This window comes from Rhodoferax koreense (genome assembly GCF_001955695.1).
Lineage (GTDB): Bacteria > Pseudomonadota > Gammaproteobacteria > Burkholderiales > Burkholderiaceae_C > Rhodoferax_B > Rhodoferax_B koreensis.
This window is the reverse complement of the sequence record NZ_CP019236.1, coordinates 3,313,943-3,330,941: the sequence shown is the minus strand read 5'-3', so window position 1 is coordinate 3,330,941 and position 16,999 is coordinate 3,313,943. Positions and strand designations below refer to the sequence as shown.

The window sequence follows — 16,999 nt, the reverse complement described above, 5'->3', positions numbered from 1 at the left end:
TCTGCAAGAACTTTGCGCCTTGTTTCAATCTTCGACCATTATTCACGAAACTTCAATGCTTGCGCGCCGCAAGGTGGTCTGAATGCAAGGCAGTTCCAGGCTTGAACCCTTGGTCGTGCCGGCTTGGCCCGTTTTCGAACGAAAGAGGTGACAGGAGGTCTGCATCCGCGCAATTCGCGCGCAGATTGCTCGGCGCTTCGTAGAAGTCAGCAGCCGTTGAGTACCAGGGACCAAGGCGTCTTCTGCCAGGCCAGCACTTCTTCGCGCAGCAGATGGGCCGACTGGGGATAGGCATCGGCCCATCCGTTGCGGCACTGCAGCAGGAAGTTGGCGGGATGGGCCGCGCTGCGGGTCAGCTGCACGCCCTGCACGTCGGGGTCGCGGCGCGCATGGCACAGGATCACCGCCAGCCGCAGCGCCAGCAGCTGCTGGATGAAATCCGCGTCGCCGAGATCGACCTCGAGCTTCCTGAGCTTGCCGCGGTGGCCCAGCACGAGCTGGCTCAGCCGGTGCAGCTCCGACAGGGCGAAGCCCGGTGCGTCCGCATGGTCGATGATGTAGGCGCCGTGCTTGTGGTAATCGCTGTGCGAGATGTGACAGCCGATCTCATGCAGCTGGGCCGCCCAGTGCAGCTTGCGCTGTGCGCGGGCGATCTCCTCGGGTGGTACGCCGGCGAATTTCTGCATCTGCGCGAACAGCCGGCTGGCCAGGTCGCCGACGCGGCGCACCTGTTCGGCGTCGGCGCCGAAGTTGATGGCCAGCCGTTCGACCGAGGCGCTGCGAAGATCGGTGCGGTCCTGCTGGCGGTCCACGAGGTCGTACAGCACGCCGTGCCGCAGGGCGCCGTTGGCGGCATGCATGCGGTCGATGCCGAGCAGGTCGAACACCGCGCGCAGCACGCTGATGCCGCCGCCGATCACCAGCTTGCGGTCGTCCTTCATGCCTTCGAAACGCAGCCGGTCCACGGTCTGGGCCTTGAGCAGCTGTTCGGAGAGCCAGTCGAGCCCGCGCCGGTCGATCAGTCCCGGTGTCCAGCCGGCCGCGCCCAGGATGTCGGCGACCGCGCCGACCGTGCCGGACGCGCCGTAGGCCACGTCCCAGGTTTCACGGCGGTAGGCGTTCACGGCTTCGTCGAGCACGGCCTTGGCGGCGATCTCCGCGATGCGGAAGGCGTCCTGCGTGAATTGGCCGTTGGGGAAATACTTCATCGACCAGGCCACGCTGCCGACCCGGAAGGATTCCATGGTGCGGGCCTCGAAGCCTTCGCCCAGGATCATCTCGGTGGAACGCCCGCCGATGTCGAGCACCAGCCGGCGTTCGTCGGACTGCGGCAGCAGCCGGGCCACGCCCTGGTAGATCAGCCGGGCTTCCTCGCGCCCGGGGATCACGTCGATCGGGAAACCCAGCACGGTGTTGGCCCTGCTCAGGAACTCGTCGCGGTTGCGCGCTTCGCGCAGGGTCTGCGTCGCCACGGCGCGCACCTGACGGCGCTCGAAGCCGGCCAGCCGCTCGCCGAAACGCGCCAGGCAGTCCCAGCCGCGCTGCATGGCTTCCGGCGTGAGGTTGCGCGCTTCGTCGAGGCCATTGCCCTGGCGAACGGTCTCCTTGAGGTATTCGGTGCGCTGGATGTGACCGTGGTCGAGGCGGCCGATCTCCAGCCGAAAACTGTTGGAGCCCAGGTCGAGGGCGGCGAGGAGGGTACCGTTTTGCATCGTATGGCTGAATTTCGTGCGCAGCATAGCACCCGGCTCAGGGCGCACTGGCGCGGGCGGCCTGCCCGAGTGTTGGACAACGTAACACGCCAACAATGGCGGGTGCTATGGAATTTATAGCTGGGAACGCGCCTGTTGAAAGCGCTGGAGGGCTGTTCGACCACAAGGCCTGTCCAGTTGGCCAGTCTAGGCCGGTTTTGTGACTGTGGCATGACGGCCACTTGACGATCCGGCGAAGCGCCGGGGCGGTGTCCGGGCGCCGGGGACACGTGTTTTGTCACGGTGTTGTCACACAAGCTTCTTAAATTCTCCTCATTGCAGCGGTGGGTGCTGCGCCGAAAACTCCGTCCAACAGTCACTTTTCAACTCACTTCAAGGGTTTCCTGATGAAAACAAGTTTCAAATTCGCCATGACCGGCCTGGCCGCGCTGTCCTTCGCAGGCGTCGCCTTTGCCCAGGACGTGACCGGCGCCGGCGCCAGCTTCCCCGCGCCGCTGTATTCCAAGTGGGCTTCGGACTACAACAAGGCGACCGGCACCAAGATCAACTACCAATCCGTCGGCTCCGGTGCCGGCCTGAAGCAGATCGAGGCCAAGACCGTGGACTTCGGCGCCTCCGATGCGCCGCTGACCGACGACGAGCTCAAGGCCAAGGGCCTGATGCAGTTCCCCACCGTGATCGGCGGCGTGGTGCCCGTGGTCAACATCCAGGGCATCAAGCCCGGTGAACTCAAGCTCAGCGGCCCGGTCCTCGGCGACATCTACCTGGGCAAGATCACCAAGTGGAACGACCCGGCGATCAAAGCGCTGAACGGCTCCCTGGCGCTGCCCGACGCGGCCATCGCCCCCGTGCGCCGCGCCGATGGCTCCGGCACCAGCTTCGCCTTCACGAACTACCTGAGCCAGGTCAACCCCGAGTGGAAGAGCAAGGTCGGCGAAGGCACGGCCGTGAACTGGCCCACCGGCGCCGGTGGCAAGGGCAATGAAGGCGTGGCCGCTTTCGTGGGCCGCCTGCCGAACTCCATCGGCTATGTCGAATACGCCTACGTCAAGCAGAACAAGATGACGTATGCCCAGCTGCTGAACGCGTCCGGCGCCTTCGTGTCGCCCGACGACACTGCCTTCAAGGCGGCCGCAGCCGGCGCCGACTGGGCCAAGAGCTTCTACCAGATCCTGAACAACAAGCCTGGCAAGGACGCCTGGCCCATCACCACGGCCACCTTCATCCTGATGCACAAGGTGCAGGACAAACCCGAAAAGGCCGCGGCTTCCCTGAAGTTCTTCGAATGGGCCTACAAGGAAGGTGACAAGACGGCCGACGACCTCGACTACGTGCCGATGCCGGCCGCCGTCAAGACCATCGTCGAGAAGGCCTGGGGCGACATCAAGGACGCCTCCGGCAAGGCCGTGGCCTTCAAGTAAGCCGTCCAGCCACGCCATCACCGAAGAGCCGCACAAGTGTCTTCTACACTACCGGTCAACGGAGCTCCCATGGGAATGCCCGGCACATCCGCAGGGCAGGGGAGCGATCGCTCTATGACCAAACCACCTTCGCAGACGCCGGTGCGCATCGGGCCCATGGCCGACCGGCTGTTTGGCCTGGCCGCGAAAGGGGCGGCGCTGCTGACCCTGGCGCTGCTCGTCGGCATCCTGCTGTCCCTCATCGTCGGCGCCTGGCCGGCCATCGCCAAGTACGGCCTGAGCTTCCTGACCAGCACCACCTGGGACCCGGTCAAGGAAGAGTACGGCGGCCTGGTCATGATCTACGGCACGCTGACCACCTCGATCATCGCCCTGGTGATCGCCGTGCCGGTGAGCTTCGGCATTGCGCTGTTCCTCACCGAGCTCTCGCCGGCCTGGCTCAAGCGCCCGCTGGGCACCGCCATCGAACTGCTGGCGGCGGTGCCGTCCATCGTCTACGGCATGTGGGGCCTGCTGGTGTTCGGCCCGATCCTGTCGACCTACGTGCAGCAGCCGCTGCAAAGCCTGTTCAGCGGCGTGCCCTTTCTCGGTGCGCTGGTGTCCGGCCCGCCGGTGGGCATCGGCATCCTGTCGGCCGGCATCATCCTGGCGATCATGATCATTCCGTTCATCGCTTCGGTGATGCGCGACGTGTTCGAGGTCACGCCGCCGCTGCTCAAGGAGTCGGCCTACGGCCTGGGCTCCACCACCTGGGAAGTCATGTCGCGTGTGGTGCTGCCCTACACCAAGGCCGGCGTCATCGGCGGCATCATGCTCGGCCTGGGCCGTGCGCTGGGCGAGACCATGGCCGTCACCTTCGTGATCGGCAACATGAACCAGCTCGATTCGCTGAGCCTGTTCCAGGCCGCCAACAGCATCACCTCGGCCCTGGCCAACGAATTCGCCGAAGCCGGCGCGGGGCTGCACCAGGCGGCGCTGATGTACCTGGGCCTGGTGCTGTTCTTCATCACCTTCGTGGTGCTGTCGCTGTCCAAGCTGCTGCTGATCCGCCTGAAGAAAAATGAGGGGTCCAAGTCATGAGCGTCGCGATGAACCGCTTCGAGCTAGCTCGCACCGCAGTGCGCAGCACGGAGGTTTCCGAATGACCACGAGCGAGATGTTGCTGCAGAACGCAGCGCTCGAGCAGACGCGCAACGCCAAGTACGCGTCGCGCAAGCGCGTGAACCAGGTCGCGCTCGTGCTGTCGCTGGCGGCCATGGCCTTCGGCGTGTTCTGGCTGATCTGGATCCTGTGGGAGACGATCCGCCTCGGCGTGGGCGGCCTGGCGCTGTCCACCTTCACCGAGATGACACCGCCGCCGAACGAGGACGGCGGCATCGCCAACGCCCTGTACGGCTCCTTCCTGATGGTGCTGCTGGCGACCTTCGTCGGCACGCCGATCGGCATCATGGCCGGCATCTACCTGGCCGAGTACGACACCAAGGGCTGGCTGGCCTCGGTGACGCGTTTCGTCAACGACATCCTGCTGTCGGCACCGAGCATCGTCATCGGCCTGTTCGTCTACGCCGTGGTGGTTTCGCGCTTCAAGAGCTTTTCGGGCCTGGCCGGTGCGCTGGCACTGGCGTTGATCGTGATTCCGGTGGTGATCCGCACCACCGAGAACATGCTGCAACTGGTGCCCGCCGGCCTGCGCGAAGCCGCCTATGCGCTCGGCACCCCGAAGTGGAAGGTGATCATGCGCATCACGCTCAAGGCCGCCCGCTCCGGGGTGGTGACCGGCGTCCTGCTGGCCGTGGCGCGCATCGCCGGCGAGACCGCACCGCTGCTGTTCACCGCACTCAACAACCAGTTCTGGACCTCGAGCCTGACCGAGCCGATGGCCAGCCTGCCGGTGACGATCTTCAAGTTCGCCATGAGCCCGTATGAGAACTGGCAGAAGCTGGCCTGGGCCGGCGTGTTCCTGATCACCGTGGCTGTCCTTGGGCTCAACATCCTCGCCCGGGTTTTGACCCGCGAAAAACACTAAATCGAGAATTGCACATGGAAGCCACACTGTCACGTACCGCGCCCACCTCGGCGCGCTCCATCGCCCAGGAAACGCCCAAGATCTCGGTGAAAGACCTGAACTTCTACTACGGCAAGTTCCATGCCCTCAAGGGCATCAATCTGGAAATCCCCGAGAAAAAGGTCACCGCGTTCATCGGCCCTTCGGGCTGCGGCAAGTCCACGCTGCTGCGCACCTTCAACCGCATGTTCGAGCTGTATCCCGAACAGCGCGCCGAAGGGCAGATCATGCTCGACGGCGAGAACCTGCTCACCAGCAAGAAGGACGTGGCGCTGATCCGCGCCAAGGTCGGCATGGTGTTCCAGAAACCCACGCCGTTCCCGATGTCGATCTACGACAACATCACCTTCGGCGTGAAGCTGTTCGAGAATCTGAACGCCACCGACATGGAAGAACGCGTAGAGTGGGCCTTGCGCAAGGCGGCATTGTGGAACGAGGTCAAGGACAAGCTGAACCAGAGCGGCTCGGGCCTGTCCGGCGGCCAGCAGCAACGCCTGTGCATCGCGCGTGGCATCGCCATCAAGCCCGAGGTGCTGCTGCTCGACGAGCCTTGCTCGGCGCTGGATCCGATCTCCACTTCGAAGATCGAGGAGTTGATCACCGAGCTCAAGACGGACTACACGGTGGTGATCGTGACCCACAACATGCAGCAGGCCGCGCGCTGCAGCGACTACACCGCCTACATGTACCTGGGCGACCTGATGGAGTTCGGCGCGACGGAAGAGCTGTTCTTCAAGCCCAAGCGCAAGGAAACGGAAGACTACATCACCGGCCGGTTCGGTTGATTCAAGGAGACACCATGGCAGACAAACATCTCTCCACCCAGTTCGACAGCGAACTCAACGCCGTCTCCACCCGCGTGATGGAGCTCGGCGGCCTCGTCGAGTCGCAGATTCGCCAGGCGATCTATGCGCTGTCGCAGTTCAGCATCGAGGTCGCGCAGCAGGTGGTCGAAGTCGAGACCCGCGTGAACGCGATGGAGATCGACATCGACCGCGAGCTCTCCAGCATCATCGCGCGACGCCAGCCGACCGCGCGCGACCTGCGCCTGTTGATCGCCATCTCCAAGACCACCGCCAACCTGGAGCGCGTGGGCGACGAGGCCAACAAGATCGCACGCATGGCCATCTCCATCATCAACAGCGGCTCGGCGCGCTCGCTGCCCACGCTGGACCTGCGCGTGGCGGCGGACCTGGCTTCCGGCCTGCTGCGCAAGGCGCTCGACGCCTTTGCCCGGCTGGACACGGCCGCGGCCGTCAACATCCTCAAGGAAGACGACCTGATCGACCAGGAATTCGACGGCTTCGTGCGCAAGCTCATCACCTACATGATGGAAGACCCGCGCACCATCTCCAGCAGCCTCGATCTGCTGTTCATCGCCAAGGCCATCGAGCGCATCGGCGACCATGCGAAGAACGTGGCCGAATGCATCATCTACATCGTCAAGGGTGCGGACGTGCGCCACACAACGATGGCCGAAGTGGAGTCCGCGGTCCAATGAAGATGCCCCGAGTCCTGATCGTCGAGGACGAGCCGGCCATTGCCGAGCTCATCGCGGTCAACCTGCGCCACAGCGGCTTCCAGCCCACCTGGGCGATGGACAGCGTGACGGCGCAATGCGAACTCGACGCCGTGCTGCCCGACGTCATCCTGCTCGACTGGATGCTGCCCGGCGAAAGCGGCCTGTCCCTGGCGCGCAAGTGGCGGGCGGACGCGCGCACCAAGGCCGTGCCGATCATCATGCTGACCGCGCGCGGCGACGAACACGACCGCGTGGCCGGGCTGGATGCCGGCGCCGACGACTACATCACCAAGCCTTTTTCCACCAAGGAGATGCTGGCCCGCATCCGGGCGGTGCTGCGCCGGCGCGCGCCCGAGCAGGCCGGCGGCACGGTGGCCATCGGTGCACTGGTGCTCGATGCGTCCACCTACCGCGTGACCTTCCAGGAACAATTGCTGAAGATGGGCCCCACCGAGTTCAAGCTGCTGCACTACCTGATGCAGCACGCCGAGCGCGTGCACAGCCGTTCGCAGCTGCTCGACCGCGTCTGGGGCGACCACGTGTTCATCGAGGAACGCACGGTGGACGTGCACGTGAAGCGGCTGCGCGAGGCGCTGGGCGCGGGCGGCACCATGATCGAGACCGTGCGCGGCGCAGGCTATCGCATCACGGCGCAGCCGCAGGTTGCGGCGCCAGCGGCGGCCGCACCGGCATCGTTGTCGCCATCCTCGGCCGCGGCCTGACTGGTAAGCTGGGTTTCCATTTCCATGCCGTTGGCTTGCGCCAGCGGCTGTTTTGCCATTGCCGCCCATGTGGTTCCGCATCTTCTTTTTCCTGAGTTTCCAGCTGGCCGGTGCCGCGCTGGGCTGGCATCTCGCGGCCGAGCGCGGCGCGCTGGCCTGTTTGTTGGTCGCAGGTCTGCTGTGGCTGGGCATCGACCTGTTGCGCGGCGCGCGGGTGATCCGCTGGCTGCGCAAGGGCAGCAGCGCCGAAGCGCCGCAGATGCGCGGCCTCTGGGGCGAAGCCTGCGACCGCATGCGCCGGCTGCTGCGCCAGTCGGAGCAGAAGACGCGCGACAGCGAACACCGGCTGCAGGAGTTTCTGGCCGGCATCCAGGCTTCTCCGAACGGCGTGGTGCTGCTCGACCGCGAAGGCCGCATCGAATGGTGCAACCAGATGGCGGCCGAGCATTTCGGCTTCGATCCGCAGCGTGACGTCCAGCAACTGATCGGCAACCTGGTGCGCGAGCCCGCCTTCGCCGCCGGCTTCGCCCAGCCGGATGGCCTGCGCGGCATCCAGATGCCCGGCCGCAACAGCACCCTGTCGCGGCCGGTGCGGCTGGCCGTGCACCTGTACCCGTATGGCGAAGGCCGGCGTTTGCTGCTGTCGAGCGACGTGACGGCGCTGGAGCAGGCCGAAGCCATGCGCCGCGATTTCGTGGCCAACGTATCGCACGAGATCCGCACGCCGCTGACGGTGCTGTCGGGCTTCGTCGAAACCCTGCAGACCCTGCCGCTGGACGAGCCGGAGCGCGCCCGCTACCTCGACCACATGGCCCAGCAGGCCGAACGCATGCAGTCGCTGGTGCAGGACCTGCTGACACTGTCGCGCATCGAAGGCAGCCCGCTGCCGGGCGCGAGCGTTTGGATTCCGCTGAAGAAGCTCGTGGGCGAGTGTGCGCACGAGGCCGAGGCCCTGTCGGCGTTGCTCACCGCGGGCCATGCGCGGCCGCACCGGCTGCATTTCGGCCCGATGCCCGAAGCCGAGATCGCCGGCATCTCCAGCGAGTTGCTGAGCGCGATGTCGAACCTGGTCAGCAATGCGATCCGCTACACCCCGGCCGGCGGCCAGATCGACGTGAGCTGGCAGACCCTGGCCGACGGCCGCGCCGAATTCTCCGTCAAGGACACCGGTCCAGGCATCGCGGCCGAACACATTCCGCGCTTGACCGAGCGCTTCTACCGCGTGGACACCAGCCGCTCGCGCGAGACCGGCGGCACGGGGCTGGGCCTGGCCATCGTCAAACACGTGGCGCAGCGCCACGGCGCCGAATTGCGCATCGAAAGCAAACCCGGACAGGGCTCGCGTTTCGCGATCGTCTTCCCCGCCAGCCGGTTGCGCGACGGCACGGCCGCCGCCAGCGGCGCGCGCCACGCGGCCTGATTTCAGGGTCGGCGCGGTGTGCGGCTGCGCCGCATCGTCTGCCAGAGGATGGCCACGAACACCAGCGCGGTGACCGCCAGGGCGGCCGCGCTGGAGGCCCAGAATGCCGTCGGGTGGCGCAGCGCCGGCCAGGGACCCAGGCCGTCATACGCCAGATGCACGCCGCCCGAAAGGCCGAGGCCCCACAGCAGGGCGCCGTAGACCAGCAGCGGCAGTACGGTCACGCGGTAGGAACGCAGCACCGCCACGCACACCGCCTGCACGGCGTCGGCCAGGTGGTAGAGCGCCACCCAGGCCAGCAGGCCGGTGGCCATGGCGATGACGGCGGGACTGCTCGCGTAGGCCGCGGCGAGCCAGCCGCGCCCGAACCACAACAGCGCCGCGAGCAGCACCGCCGTGGCCAGCGCCATGCCGAAGCCTGCGCGGATCGCCGCGCGCGCCCGCCGTGCATCACCCGCGCCCAGCCAATAGCTGGCCCGGGCGCTGGTGGCGATGCCGAAGGACAGCGGCGACATGTACAGCACCGCCGCGAGGTTGGCTGCGATCTGGTGCGCCGCGGAGGCCACGCTGCCCAGCCGGGCGATGAACAGTGCCATCAGCGTGAACGACGTGACTTCGACCATGATCGCCAGCCCGCCCGGCAGGCCGAGCCGCAGGAAGGCCGCGATCTGCCGCGCGTCGGGCCGTTCCATGCGGCGCCACAGCCCATAGGGTTCGTAGAAGGGCCGCGTCCGCAGGGTCCCGAGCGCCACGGCGAGCATGGCGTAGTTGACCACCAGCGTGGCCCAGGCGCAGCCCACGGCACCCTGCGCCTCCAGCCCGAGGCCGCCGAAGGTGAACCATACCGACAGCGGGATCTTGAGCGCGAGCGAGCCCATCTGCACCCAGGTCACGAGCAACGGCTTGCCCAGGCTCTGGTTGAGCGTGCTGTAGACGCGGAACAGCAGGGCCGGCGGCAGGGCCATGGCCAGCACCGCGAGGTAACGCGTGACCTCGGCCTGCAGCGCCGGCGGCACCTCGGCCCAGCGCAGCAGCGGCGCGGGCAGCAGCAGTGCGGTGATGCCGAGCAGCATCAGCAGGCCGCAGAGGTACATCGACTGGCGCACGGAACGGCCCACGTCGCGCGGCCGGCCGGCGCCGAACAGCTCGGCCCAGATCGGCAGCAGGGCCTGCAGCACGCCCATCAGGGCCACGAAGATGCTGACGAACACCGCGGAGCCGACCGACAGCGCGGCCAGCGCATCTTCGGCGTAGCGGCCGGCGACCACCGTATCGGTCACGCCGAAGGCCATGACGGCGAGCTGGCCGACCAGCACCGTGCCGGCGTGGCGGGCGATGTAGCCGCGTTCGGACGGCTGGCTGGCGCCGGTCAAGGCTGGATGCGCCTGTAGAGCAGCACGTCGTCGTTGGTTTCGGCGCGGCGGCGCAGGCTCAGGCGCAGCGACCAGGCGTTCATGTCCACATCCTGCGGCAGCGTGTGCTGGTCGTCGGCGTCGACGATGAGCCACGGGCAGCTGGCCTCGCGCCTGGCCCATTGCAGCTGCATGTTGCCGTGGTACTTGAAGGCCGCGATCTGGCCGCGGTTGAGCCCGTAGACTTCGACACAGCCCGGCGAGCCCGGCTGACGGTCGGCTTCCATGGCGCTCTGCACGCTGCGCACCAGCGGCACGTAGCTACGGCCCCATTCGAGCAGCGGCAGCCACAGCGTCATCATCAGGAGCCAGCACAGCGCCACGCCGCCGGCCGGCAGCACCAGGCTTTTCCAGATCGCCGCGCGATGCCGGCCCGCGCGCCATTTGACGAGCCAGGCCCAGGTCAGCGTGGCCACCAGTGCCAGCGCCAGAGCGATCCACGAGAACACCGGCTCGTAGCCGGGTGCGAGCCGGGCCACGTTGGCGGCGGGCTGGCGCGGCACACCGGTTTGCGTGGCGATCCAGATGACCCAGATGCCGATCGCGCAGGCGGTGAAGAACAGCAGCGTGAACCAGTCGATGAGCGCGGCCACGGTGCGGCTCAGCGTGGGCAACGCGAACGCCGCGAGCGTGGCCAGCGCGGGCAGCGCCAGCAGCAGCGAACGGTCGGCCGAGTGGGTGGTGAGCGTGGTGCCGAGCGCCACGGCGACGAACCACAGGGCCAAGGCCAGATGCCGTCCGAAGTTGCCGCTGGTCAACTGGCGGCGCCAGCGCCACAGCGTCCACAGGGCCAGGGGCCAGACCGGCCAGGTGAACCACAGCAGGAGCCGCGTCAGGCTGCGCCAGTCGTGCCAGGTGGCTTGCGGCAGTTCGATGCGCCAGCGCCACAGGTCCAGGTGCTCGGCCAGGCCGGCCGCGAGCAGGGTGCAGGCCAGCACGAAGCCGGTCCAGGCCAGGCTGCGCGCGGGCGTGTGCTGCGCGGTTTCGCCGCCGGTCAGGCCGTGTTCCTCGTGGCGGTCGAGGAAACATACGAGCGCGCCGCCCAGGCCGAGCAGCACGGCCATCGTGGGTGCGCCCGACAGCGCGAGGGCGGGCAGGCCGATCGCCAGGCCGAGCGCCGGTCCGCGCGTGCGGTAGGGCATTGCAGCCAGCGCGTAGAAACTCACCGCGGTGAAACAAAGTTGTGCCAGCGCCGGCGTCGTTTCATGCGACAGCTGGGCCATGCCCAGGCAGGCCATCAACGCCAGCAGGCCGCCGTCGGCCATGGCGCGGGCGTAGTCGGCAGGCTGGGCCTCGCCGCCGAAGGCGAAGGCCACGGGCTGCGCGCGCGGGCTGCGGGCCAGGAAATACACCGCGTACCAGGTGGCCACCAAGGTCAACGCCAGCAGCAGGCTGAAGACGAAGCGCACGGCGAAATCCGGGGCCACGAACCCGGGCGTGATCTTCATGACCACCGCGCCGATCCAATAGGGCAGCAGGGCGTCGATGTCCGGCGCCAGGTTCAGCAGGCGAGGATGCAGCCAGCCGGCCGTGCCCGCCGCCAGCTCGGCCATGTAGCCGAAGGCCGTCATGTCGGCTGTCTTCCACGGCGCGCGGCCGATGAAGCCCGGCAGCACATAGGCCGCACAGAAAAGCCAGAGCGCCAGCCGCGGCAGGCGGCGCACGCCGGCCTGCGTGACGATGGCAGGGGTGGGTTTATTCACGGGTCAGGGGCAACGGGGGTTCGATGATAGATGCACACGAGGTCGCGGAAAGCAAAAAAGGCAGCACGGTAACCCGAGCTGCCTTTCGTGGCGAAGCGGAAGACTTATTCTGCGGCTTTGGGGGCTGCAGCGGTGGTCTTGCCGAAACGGTTGCGGAAACGCTCGACGCGGCCACCCATGTTGTCCACGGATTTTTGCGTGCCCGTGTAGAACGGATGCGATTCGCTGGAGGTGTCAAGCTTGTACAGCGGCAGCTCGCGGCCGTCTTCCATCTTGATGGTTTCCTTGGCGTTGACGCACGAACGCGTCACGAACTTGAAGTTGTTGGACAAGTCCATGAAGCAAACTTCGCGGTAGTTCGGGTGAATGCCTTCTTTCATGATTCTTCCTTGAGTTTCAGCTGCGGTAGCCGGGCCAGCCAATCTGACCTACTTTCCGCAAAAAGCCTTTGATTATATACCGATGGGCTGGATCAACCGCCCCGGCGCATCATGTCGAAGAATTCCACGTTGTTCTTCGTGGCCTTCATGTTCTTGAGCATCAGCTCCATCGACTCGATTTCGTCCATGTTGTACATGAACTGGCGCAGGATGCGGCTCTTCTGCAGGATCTCGGGGGCCAGCAGCAGTTCCTCGCGGCGGGTGCCGCTGCGGTTGAGCTGCAGCGACGGGAAGACGCGTTTTTCGTACAGGCGGCGATCCAGGTGGATTTCGCAGTTGCCCGTGCCCTTGAATTCTTCGAAGATCACTTCGTCCATGCGGCTGCCGGTGTCGATCAGCGCGGTGGCGATGATGGTCAGCGAGCCGCCTTCCTCCACGTTGCGCGCGGCGCCGAGGAAGCGCTTGGGCCGTTGCAGCGCGTTGGAGTCGACACCACCGGTCAGCACCTTGCCGGAGGACGGCACGACGTTGTTGTAGGCGCGGGCCAGGCGCGTGATCGAGTCCAGCAGGATAACCACGTCCTTCTTCAGTTCGACCAGGCGCTTGGCGCGCTCGATCACCATTTCGGCCACGTGCACGTGGCGCGCGGCGGGCTCGTCGAAGGTGGAGGCGATGACTTCGCCCTTCACCGAGCGCTGCATTTCCGTCACTTCCTCGGGCCGCTCGTCGACCAGCAGCACCATCATGTAGCTGTCGGGGTAGTTGGCGGCGATGGCGTGGGCGATGTGCTGCATCATGACCGTCTTGCCGCTCTTGGGCGGGGCGACGAGCAGGGCGCGCTGGCCCTTGCCGATCGGCGCCACGATGTCGATGATGCGGCCGGTGATGTTCTCGTCGCCCTTGATGTCGCGCTCGAGCTTCATCTGTTCCTTGGGGAACAGCGGCGTCAAGTTCTCGAACATCACCTTGTGCTTGTTTTCCTCGGGGCCGCCGCCGTTCACGCGGTCGAGCTTGTTCAGCGCGAAATAACGCTCGCCGTCCTTGGGCGTGCGCACTTCGCCTTCGATCATGTCGCCGGTGTGCAGGTTGAAGCGGCGCACCTGGCTCGGGCTGATGTAGATGTCGTCGGTGCTGGCGGTGTAGCTGGTGTCGGGGCTGCGCAGGAAGCCGAACCCGTCGGGCAGGATTTCCAGCACGCCGTCGGCAATGATCTGCTCGCCGGTGCGCGCGCGCTTCTTGATGATGGCGAACATCAGCTCCTGCTTGCGCATGCGGCCGGTGTTCTCGATTTCAAGTTCTTCGGCTTGCTTCAAGACTTCAGACACGTGCAGTGCCTTGAGTTCGTTTAAGTGCATGGATTGACTCCGGCTTGGAGTTCTTTGAGGGGAAGGGGGAGGTGGCTTCGAGGGGGCTTGAGGGGCCCCGCTCGTCGGTATCAACCGGGTTATCGAACCAGGTCGCCCTGACTGGCAACCTGGTGAACTGAGCGAATTATGACAGGAAAAAAGTGAGCGCCGAAGCCGCGCTGCTGGCGGCTTCGGTAAGGGGATGCATCAGGCCAGTTGCTGGTCGATGAAAGCGGTGAGTTGCGCCTTGCTCATGGCGCCGACCTTGGTGGCGGCGAGTTCGCCGTCCTTGAAGATCATCAGCGTCGGAATGCCGCGGATGCCGAACTTGGCGGGGATGTCGCGGTTCTCGTCCACGTTCATCTTGGTGATCTGCAGCTTGCCTTCGTAACCGGTGGCGACTTCGTCGAGAATTGGCGCGATCATCTTGCAAGGACCGCACCATTCGGCCCAGTAGTCCACCAGGACGGGGGTGCTGGACTTCAGGACGTCCGCGTCGAAGGTTGCATCGGAAATATGTTTGATGAGTTCGTTGGCCATGGGGATTCCTTGATGAGTGCCGGTACGACTAAAGTTGCGGCATTGTGACAGAAAGCAAGACCGGCCGTCGCCACGCATTACCCTATCGCCGGCATAGTGAAAAGCCATCGCCGCCGGGCCATCGCACCGCTTCGTCCACCCTTCATTTCAAGCCCTGATGCCCCTCTCAGCCTCCCATCCCGTCGACCGGCTCTGGCGCGAACCCGCCACCGGCTGGCTGGCGCGCATCGCCGCAGAGATCGACGCGCGCGGCGCGCATGCCGCCCGCAGCGTGGTCCTGCTGCCGTATGCGCAGCTCATGCCGCTGGCGCAAAGGCTGTGGGCCGAAGTCCATCCCGACGGTTTCGCTCCGCGCTTCGAGACGACGCAGAACTGGGCGCGCGGCCTGGGCGGCACGGCGCTCGGCGCCATCGACCTGCGCGGCGACGCCGCGCTCGACGGCCTGCAAGCCCCGGCGCTGCTCGATGCCGCGGGCCTGGGCGCGCAGCGCGACGCGCTCGCCGGCCGCCTGGTCGAAGCCGCGCACCAGCTCGCGCCGCTGGCCGCGGCCGTCGCGCCCGCGGACCGCGCGGCCTGGGCGGTCTCGGCGCGTGCGGCACTGGCCACCGGCATGGATTCGCCGGTGCTGGCCTGGGAGGCCGCGGTGGCCCGCATCGCCCTCGAATGGGCCGCCATCTCCGCCTACACCACCGACGTGTTGTGGTCGCCTGGCCTGGCCGCTTCACTCGAATGCGTGGTCGTGCTGCAGGGCTTTCAAGCCGACGGACTGGTCACGGCACTGGCGGCATCGTGGGGCGACAAGGCGGCCGTGCTGCCTTGGCAGCCCGAACTCGAAACAGCCGATGACTTGCCGCCCGCGATCCATGCCGCCATCCACGCGGCCCTGGACGCCGAGGACGAAGCCCAGCGCGCCGCGGCCTGCGTGCTGCGCCATGTCGAGGCCGGCCGCATCCCCGTGGGCCTGGCCGCCATTGACCGGCTGCTCACGCGCCGTGTGCGCGCCATGCTGGCCGCGCACCACGTGGCCATCCGCGACGAGACCGGCTGGAAGCTTTCCACCACGCGCGCGGCCGGCCATTTGATGTCGGCCCTGCGCGCGAGCCGTTGGGACGCCAGCAGCGACGCCGTGCTCAATTGGCTGAAGAACGCGCCTGCCTTCGCCCCGAGCGTGGTGCGCGTGCTGGAGAAGAAATTGCGCCAGGCCGCGGCCACCGACTGGAGCGGCTGGAGCGCCTCGGCCGTCTTCGATCGCGAGGCTCTGGCCGAGCGCGTTGCGGAATGTGTGAATCTGGCCAACACGCTGCGCGCCGGCCTGCAGCGCGCACGGCCGCTCGCCGCCTGGCTGGCGGCATTGCGCGACGTGCTGCAACAGAGCGGCCAGTGGACGCTGCTCGAAGCCGATGCCGCGGGCGAAAAACTGCTGGCGGCGCTGCGCCTGGTGCCTGGCGCCGAACACGAACTCGCCGGCCTGCCACAGGCCGCACGGCGGCTGTTGGCTTTCGAGTTCGGCGCCTGGGTCGACACCGCGCTCGAGTCGGCGAGTTTCGTGCCCGACTATCCGCTGCACGAACAGGTAGTGATCACGCCGCTGAGCCAGTTGCTTGCGCGGCCGTTCGCGGCCCTGGTCCTGCCCGGCTGCGACGAGATCCGCCTGGCCGCTTCACCCGAACCGCCCGGCGCGTGGACCGCCGCGCAACGCGCCGCGCTCGGCCTGCCTTCGCGCGACGCCATCGCCGCGAGCCAGCTCGCCGCCTGGCAGGACGCGCTGCGCATGCCCATGGTCGATGTGCTGTGGCGGCAGAGCGATGCGAGTGGCGAGACCCTGTTGCCGAGCCCGCTGGTGCAGGCGATCCAGCCCGGTGCGAATGCGGTCGCGGCCGTCGATCCACGGATGGCCCGAACCGTCGTGGCCACGCCGACGCTGCGCCCGCTGCCCGTGGGCCAGGCCTTGCCGGTCACGCACCTGTCGGCGAGTGCCTATGAAGACCTGCGGCGTTGCCCCTACCGGTTCTTCGCGCTGCGCCAGCTCGGGCTGAAGGAGCCCGAGGAGCTGGAAGGCGAGGTCGACAAGCGCGACTTCGGCAACTGGCTGCACGCCGTGCTCAAGACCTTCCATGAAGGCCTGAAGCAGGCGCCCGAGCCCGAACATGCGGCGCGCCTGGCCTTGATCGACGCGGCGGCCGCGGCCACCACGCGCGACATGCGTCTGTCCGAAGAAGAGTTCCTGCCGTTCGCCGCCGCCTGGCCGCGCGTGCGCGACGGCTACCTGGCCTGGCTGCTGCAGCACGAGGCGGCCGGCGGCCGTTTCGAGGAGGCCGAAAGCCAACGCGAGTTGCCACTCGGTGCGCTCACACTGATCGGCACCATCGACCGCGTGGACCAGTTGCCGGCCGGAGAAGACGGCGAAGCCGCGGTGATGGTCATCGACTACAAGACCGAGAACCAGACCCGCACGCAAAGCCGCATCAAGCAGCCGCTCGAAGACACGCAGCTCGCGTTCTACGCCGCCTTGCTGCCACACGACACGCTGCGCGCCGCCTACCTCAACGTGGGCGAAAAGGACGGCAGCAAGAGCTTCGAGCAGACCGCGGTGGTGGCCGCGCGCGACGCGCTGGTGCACGGCATCATCACCGACATGGAACGCATCGCCGAAGGCGCGGTGCTGGCCGCGCTGGGCGAGGGTGCGGCCTGCGAGTTCTGCGCGGCGCGAGGCCTTTGCCGTAAAGACTTCTGGTCTTGAAACTCACTCAAAGAAG

Annotated in this window: 14 protein-coding genes; 8 read left to right on the top strand and 6 right to left on the bottom strand. The window is 66.9% G+C overall.

All coding sequences use genetic code 11. From position 1 onward, the window contains the following. Window positions 1–206: 206 nt before the first annotated feature. Entirely contained in the window at window positions 207–1,712 is a 1,506-nt protein-coding gene (locus RD110_RS15370; RefSeq protein WP_076205080.1) for a Ppx/GppA phosphatase family protein, read from the bottom strand. Window positions 1,713–2,098: 386 nt separating this feature from the next. On the opposite strand from RD110_RS15370, the gene pstS reads away from it, so the two are divergent. The 7 genes from pstS to phoR all read left to right on the top strand — a co-directional run bounded on the left by pstS (window position 2,099) and on the right by phoR (window position 8,862). Continuing rightward, window positions 2,099–3,133, top strand: a complete 1,035-nt coding sequence (pstS, locus tag RD110_RS15365) for a phosphate ABC transporter substrate-binding protein PstS (protein ID WP_076200283.1) — start codon at window positions 2,099–2,101, stop codon at window positions 3,131–3,133. Between the two features lie 69 nt (window positions 3,134–3,202). Further along, the gene (gene pstC, locus RD110_RS15360; protein WP_076200282.1) at window positions 3,203–4,213 is read left to right on the top strand and encodes a phosphate ABC transporter permease PstC; all 1,011 of its coding nucleotides are present in this window, start codon (window positions 3,203–3,205) and stop codon (window positions 4,211–4,213) included. 61 nt (window positions 4,214–4,274) lie between these two features. After that, complete coding sequence (gene pstA / locus RD110_RS15355) at window positions 4,275–5,159, top strand: phosphate ABC transporter permease PstA (RefSeq protein WP_076200281.1); 885 nt, start codon at window positions 4,275–4,277, stop codon at window positions 5,157–5,159. A 14-nt stretch (window positions 5,160–5,173) separates the two neighbouring features. Further along, window positions 5,174–5,983 carry a phosphate ABC transporter ATP-binding protein PstB gene (pstB, locus tag RD110_RS15350; protein ID WP_076200280.1) on the top strand — a complete coding sequence of 270 codons (810 nt, stop codon included), beginning with the start codon at window positions 5,174–5,176 and terminating at the stop codon, window positions 5,981–5,983. Window positions 5,984–5,997: 14 nt separating this feature from the next. After that, window positions 5,998–6,699, top strand: a complete 702-nt coding sequence (phoU, locus tag RD110_RS15345) for a phosphate signaling complex protein PhoU (protein WP_076200279.1) — start codon at window positions 5,998–6,000, stop codon at window positions 6,697–6,699. Further along, window positions 6,696–7,442 (top strand): phosphate regulon transcriptional regulator PhoB, encoded by a 747-nt coding sequence (gene phoB / locus RD110_RS15340; protein ID WP_076200278.1) that lies wholly within the window; start codon window positions 6,696–6,698, stop codon window positions 7,440–7,442. The genes phoU and phoB overlap by 4 nt, the downstream gene beginning before the upstream one ends. Window positions 7,443–7,509: 67 nt before the next feature. Next, entirely contained in the window at window positions 7,510–8,862 is a 1,353-nt protein-coding gene (phoR, locus tag RD110_RS15335) for a phosphate regulon sensor histidine kinase PhoR (RefSeq protein WP_076200277.1), read from the top strand. 2 nt (window positions 8,863–8,864) lie between these two features. Here the strand turns inward: phoR and RD110_RS15330 are convergent, their stop codons facing one another. From RD110_RS15330 to trxA, 5 genes are all read right to left on the bottom strand, one after another. Beyond that, a complete protein-coding gene (locus tag RD110_RS15330; RefSeq protein WP_076200276.1) occupies window positions 8,865–10,235 on the bottom strand; it encodes an MATE family efflux transporter in 1,371 nt (456 codons plus the stop codon). Further along, window positions 10,232–11,977, bottom strand: coding sequence for a hypothetical protein (locus RD110_RS28010; protein ID WP_076200275.1), 1,746 nt, complete (start codon window positions 11,975–11,977; stop codon window positions 10,232–10,234). Before RD110_RS28010 ends, RD110_RS15330 begins: the two co-directional genes overlap by 4 nt. A 104-nt stretch (window positions 11,978–12,081) precedes the next feature. Then, window positions 12,082–12,357, bottom strand: a complete 276-nt coding sequence (locus RD110_RS15320; protein WP_076200274.1) for a type B 50S ribosomal protein L31 — start codon at window positions 12,355–12,357, stop codon at window positions 12,082–12,084. 92 nt (window positions 12,358–12,449) lie between these two features. Continuing rightward, window positions 12,450–13,712, bottom strand: a complete 1,263-nt coding sequence (gene rho, locus RD110_RS15315) for a transcription termination factor Rho (RefSeq protein WP_076200273.1) — start codon at window positions 13,710–13,712, stop codon at window positions 12,450–12,452. A gap of 198 nt (window positions 13,713–13,910) precedes the next feature. Then, window positions 13,911–14,243 carry a thioredoxin TrxA gene (gene trxA, locus RD110_RS15310; protein WP_076200272.1) on the bottom strand — a complete coding sequence of 111 codons (333 nt, stop codon included), beginning with the start codon at window positions 14,241–14,243 and terminating at the stop codon, window positions 13,911–13,913. 157 nt (window positions 14,244–14,400) lie between these two features. Here trxA and RD110_RS15305 point away from each other — a divergent pair, with 157 nt between their 5' ends. Next, window positions 14,401–16,983 (top strand): PD-(D/E)XK nuclease family protein, encoded by a 2,583-nt coding sequence (locus RD110_RS15305; protein ID WP_076200271.1) that lies wholly within the window; start codon window positions 14,401–14,403, stop codon window positions 16,981–16,983. The last annotated feature ends 16 nt before the right edge of the window (window positions 16,984–16,999 follow it).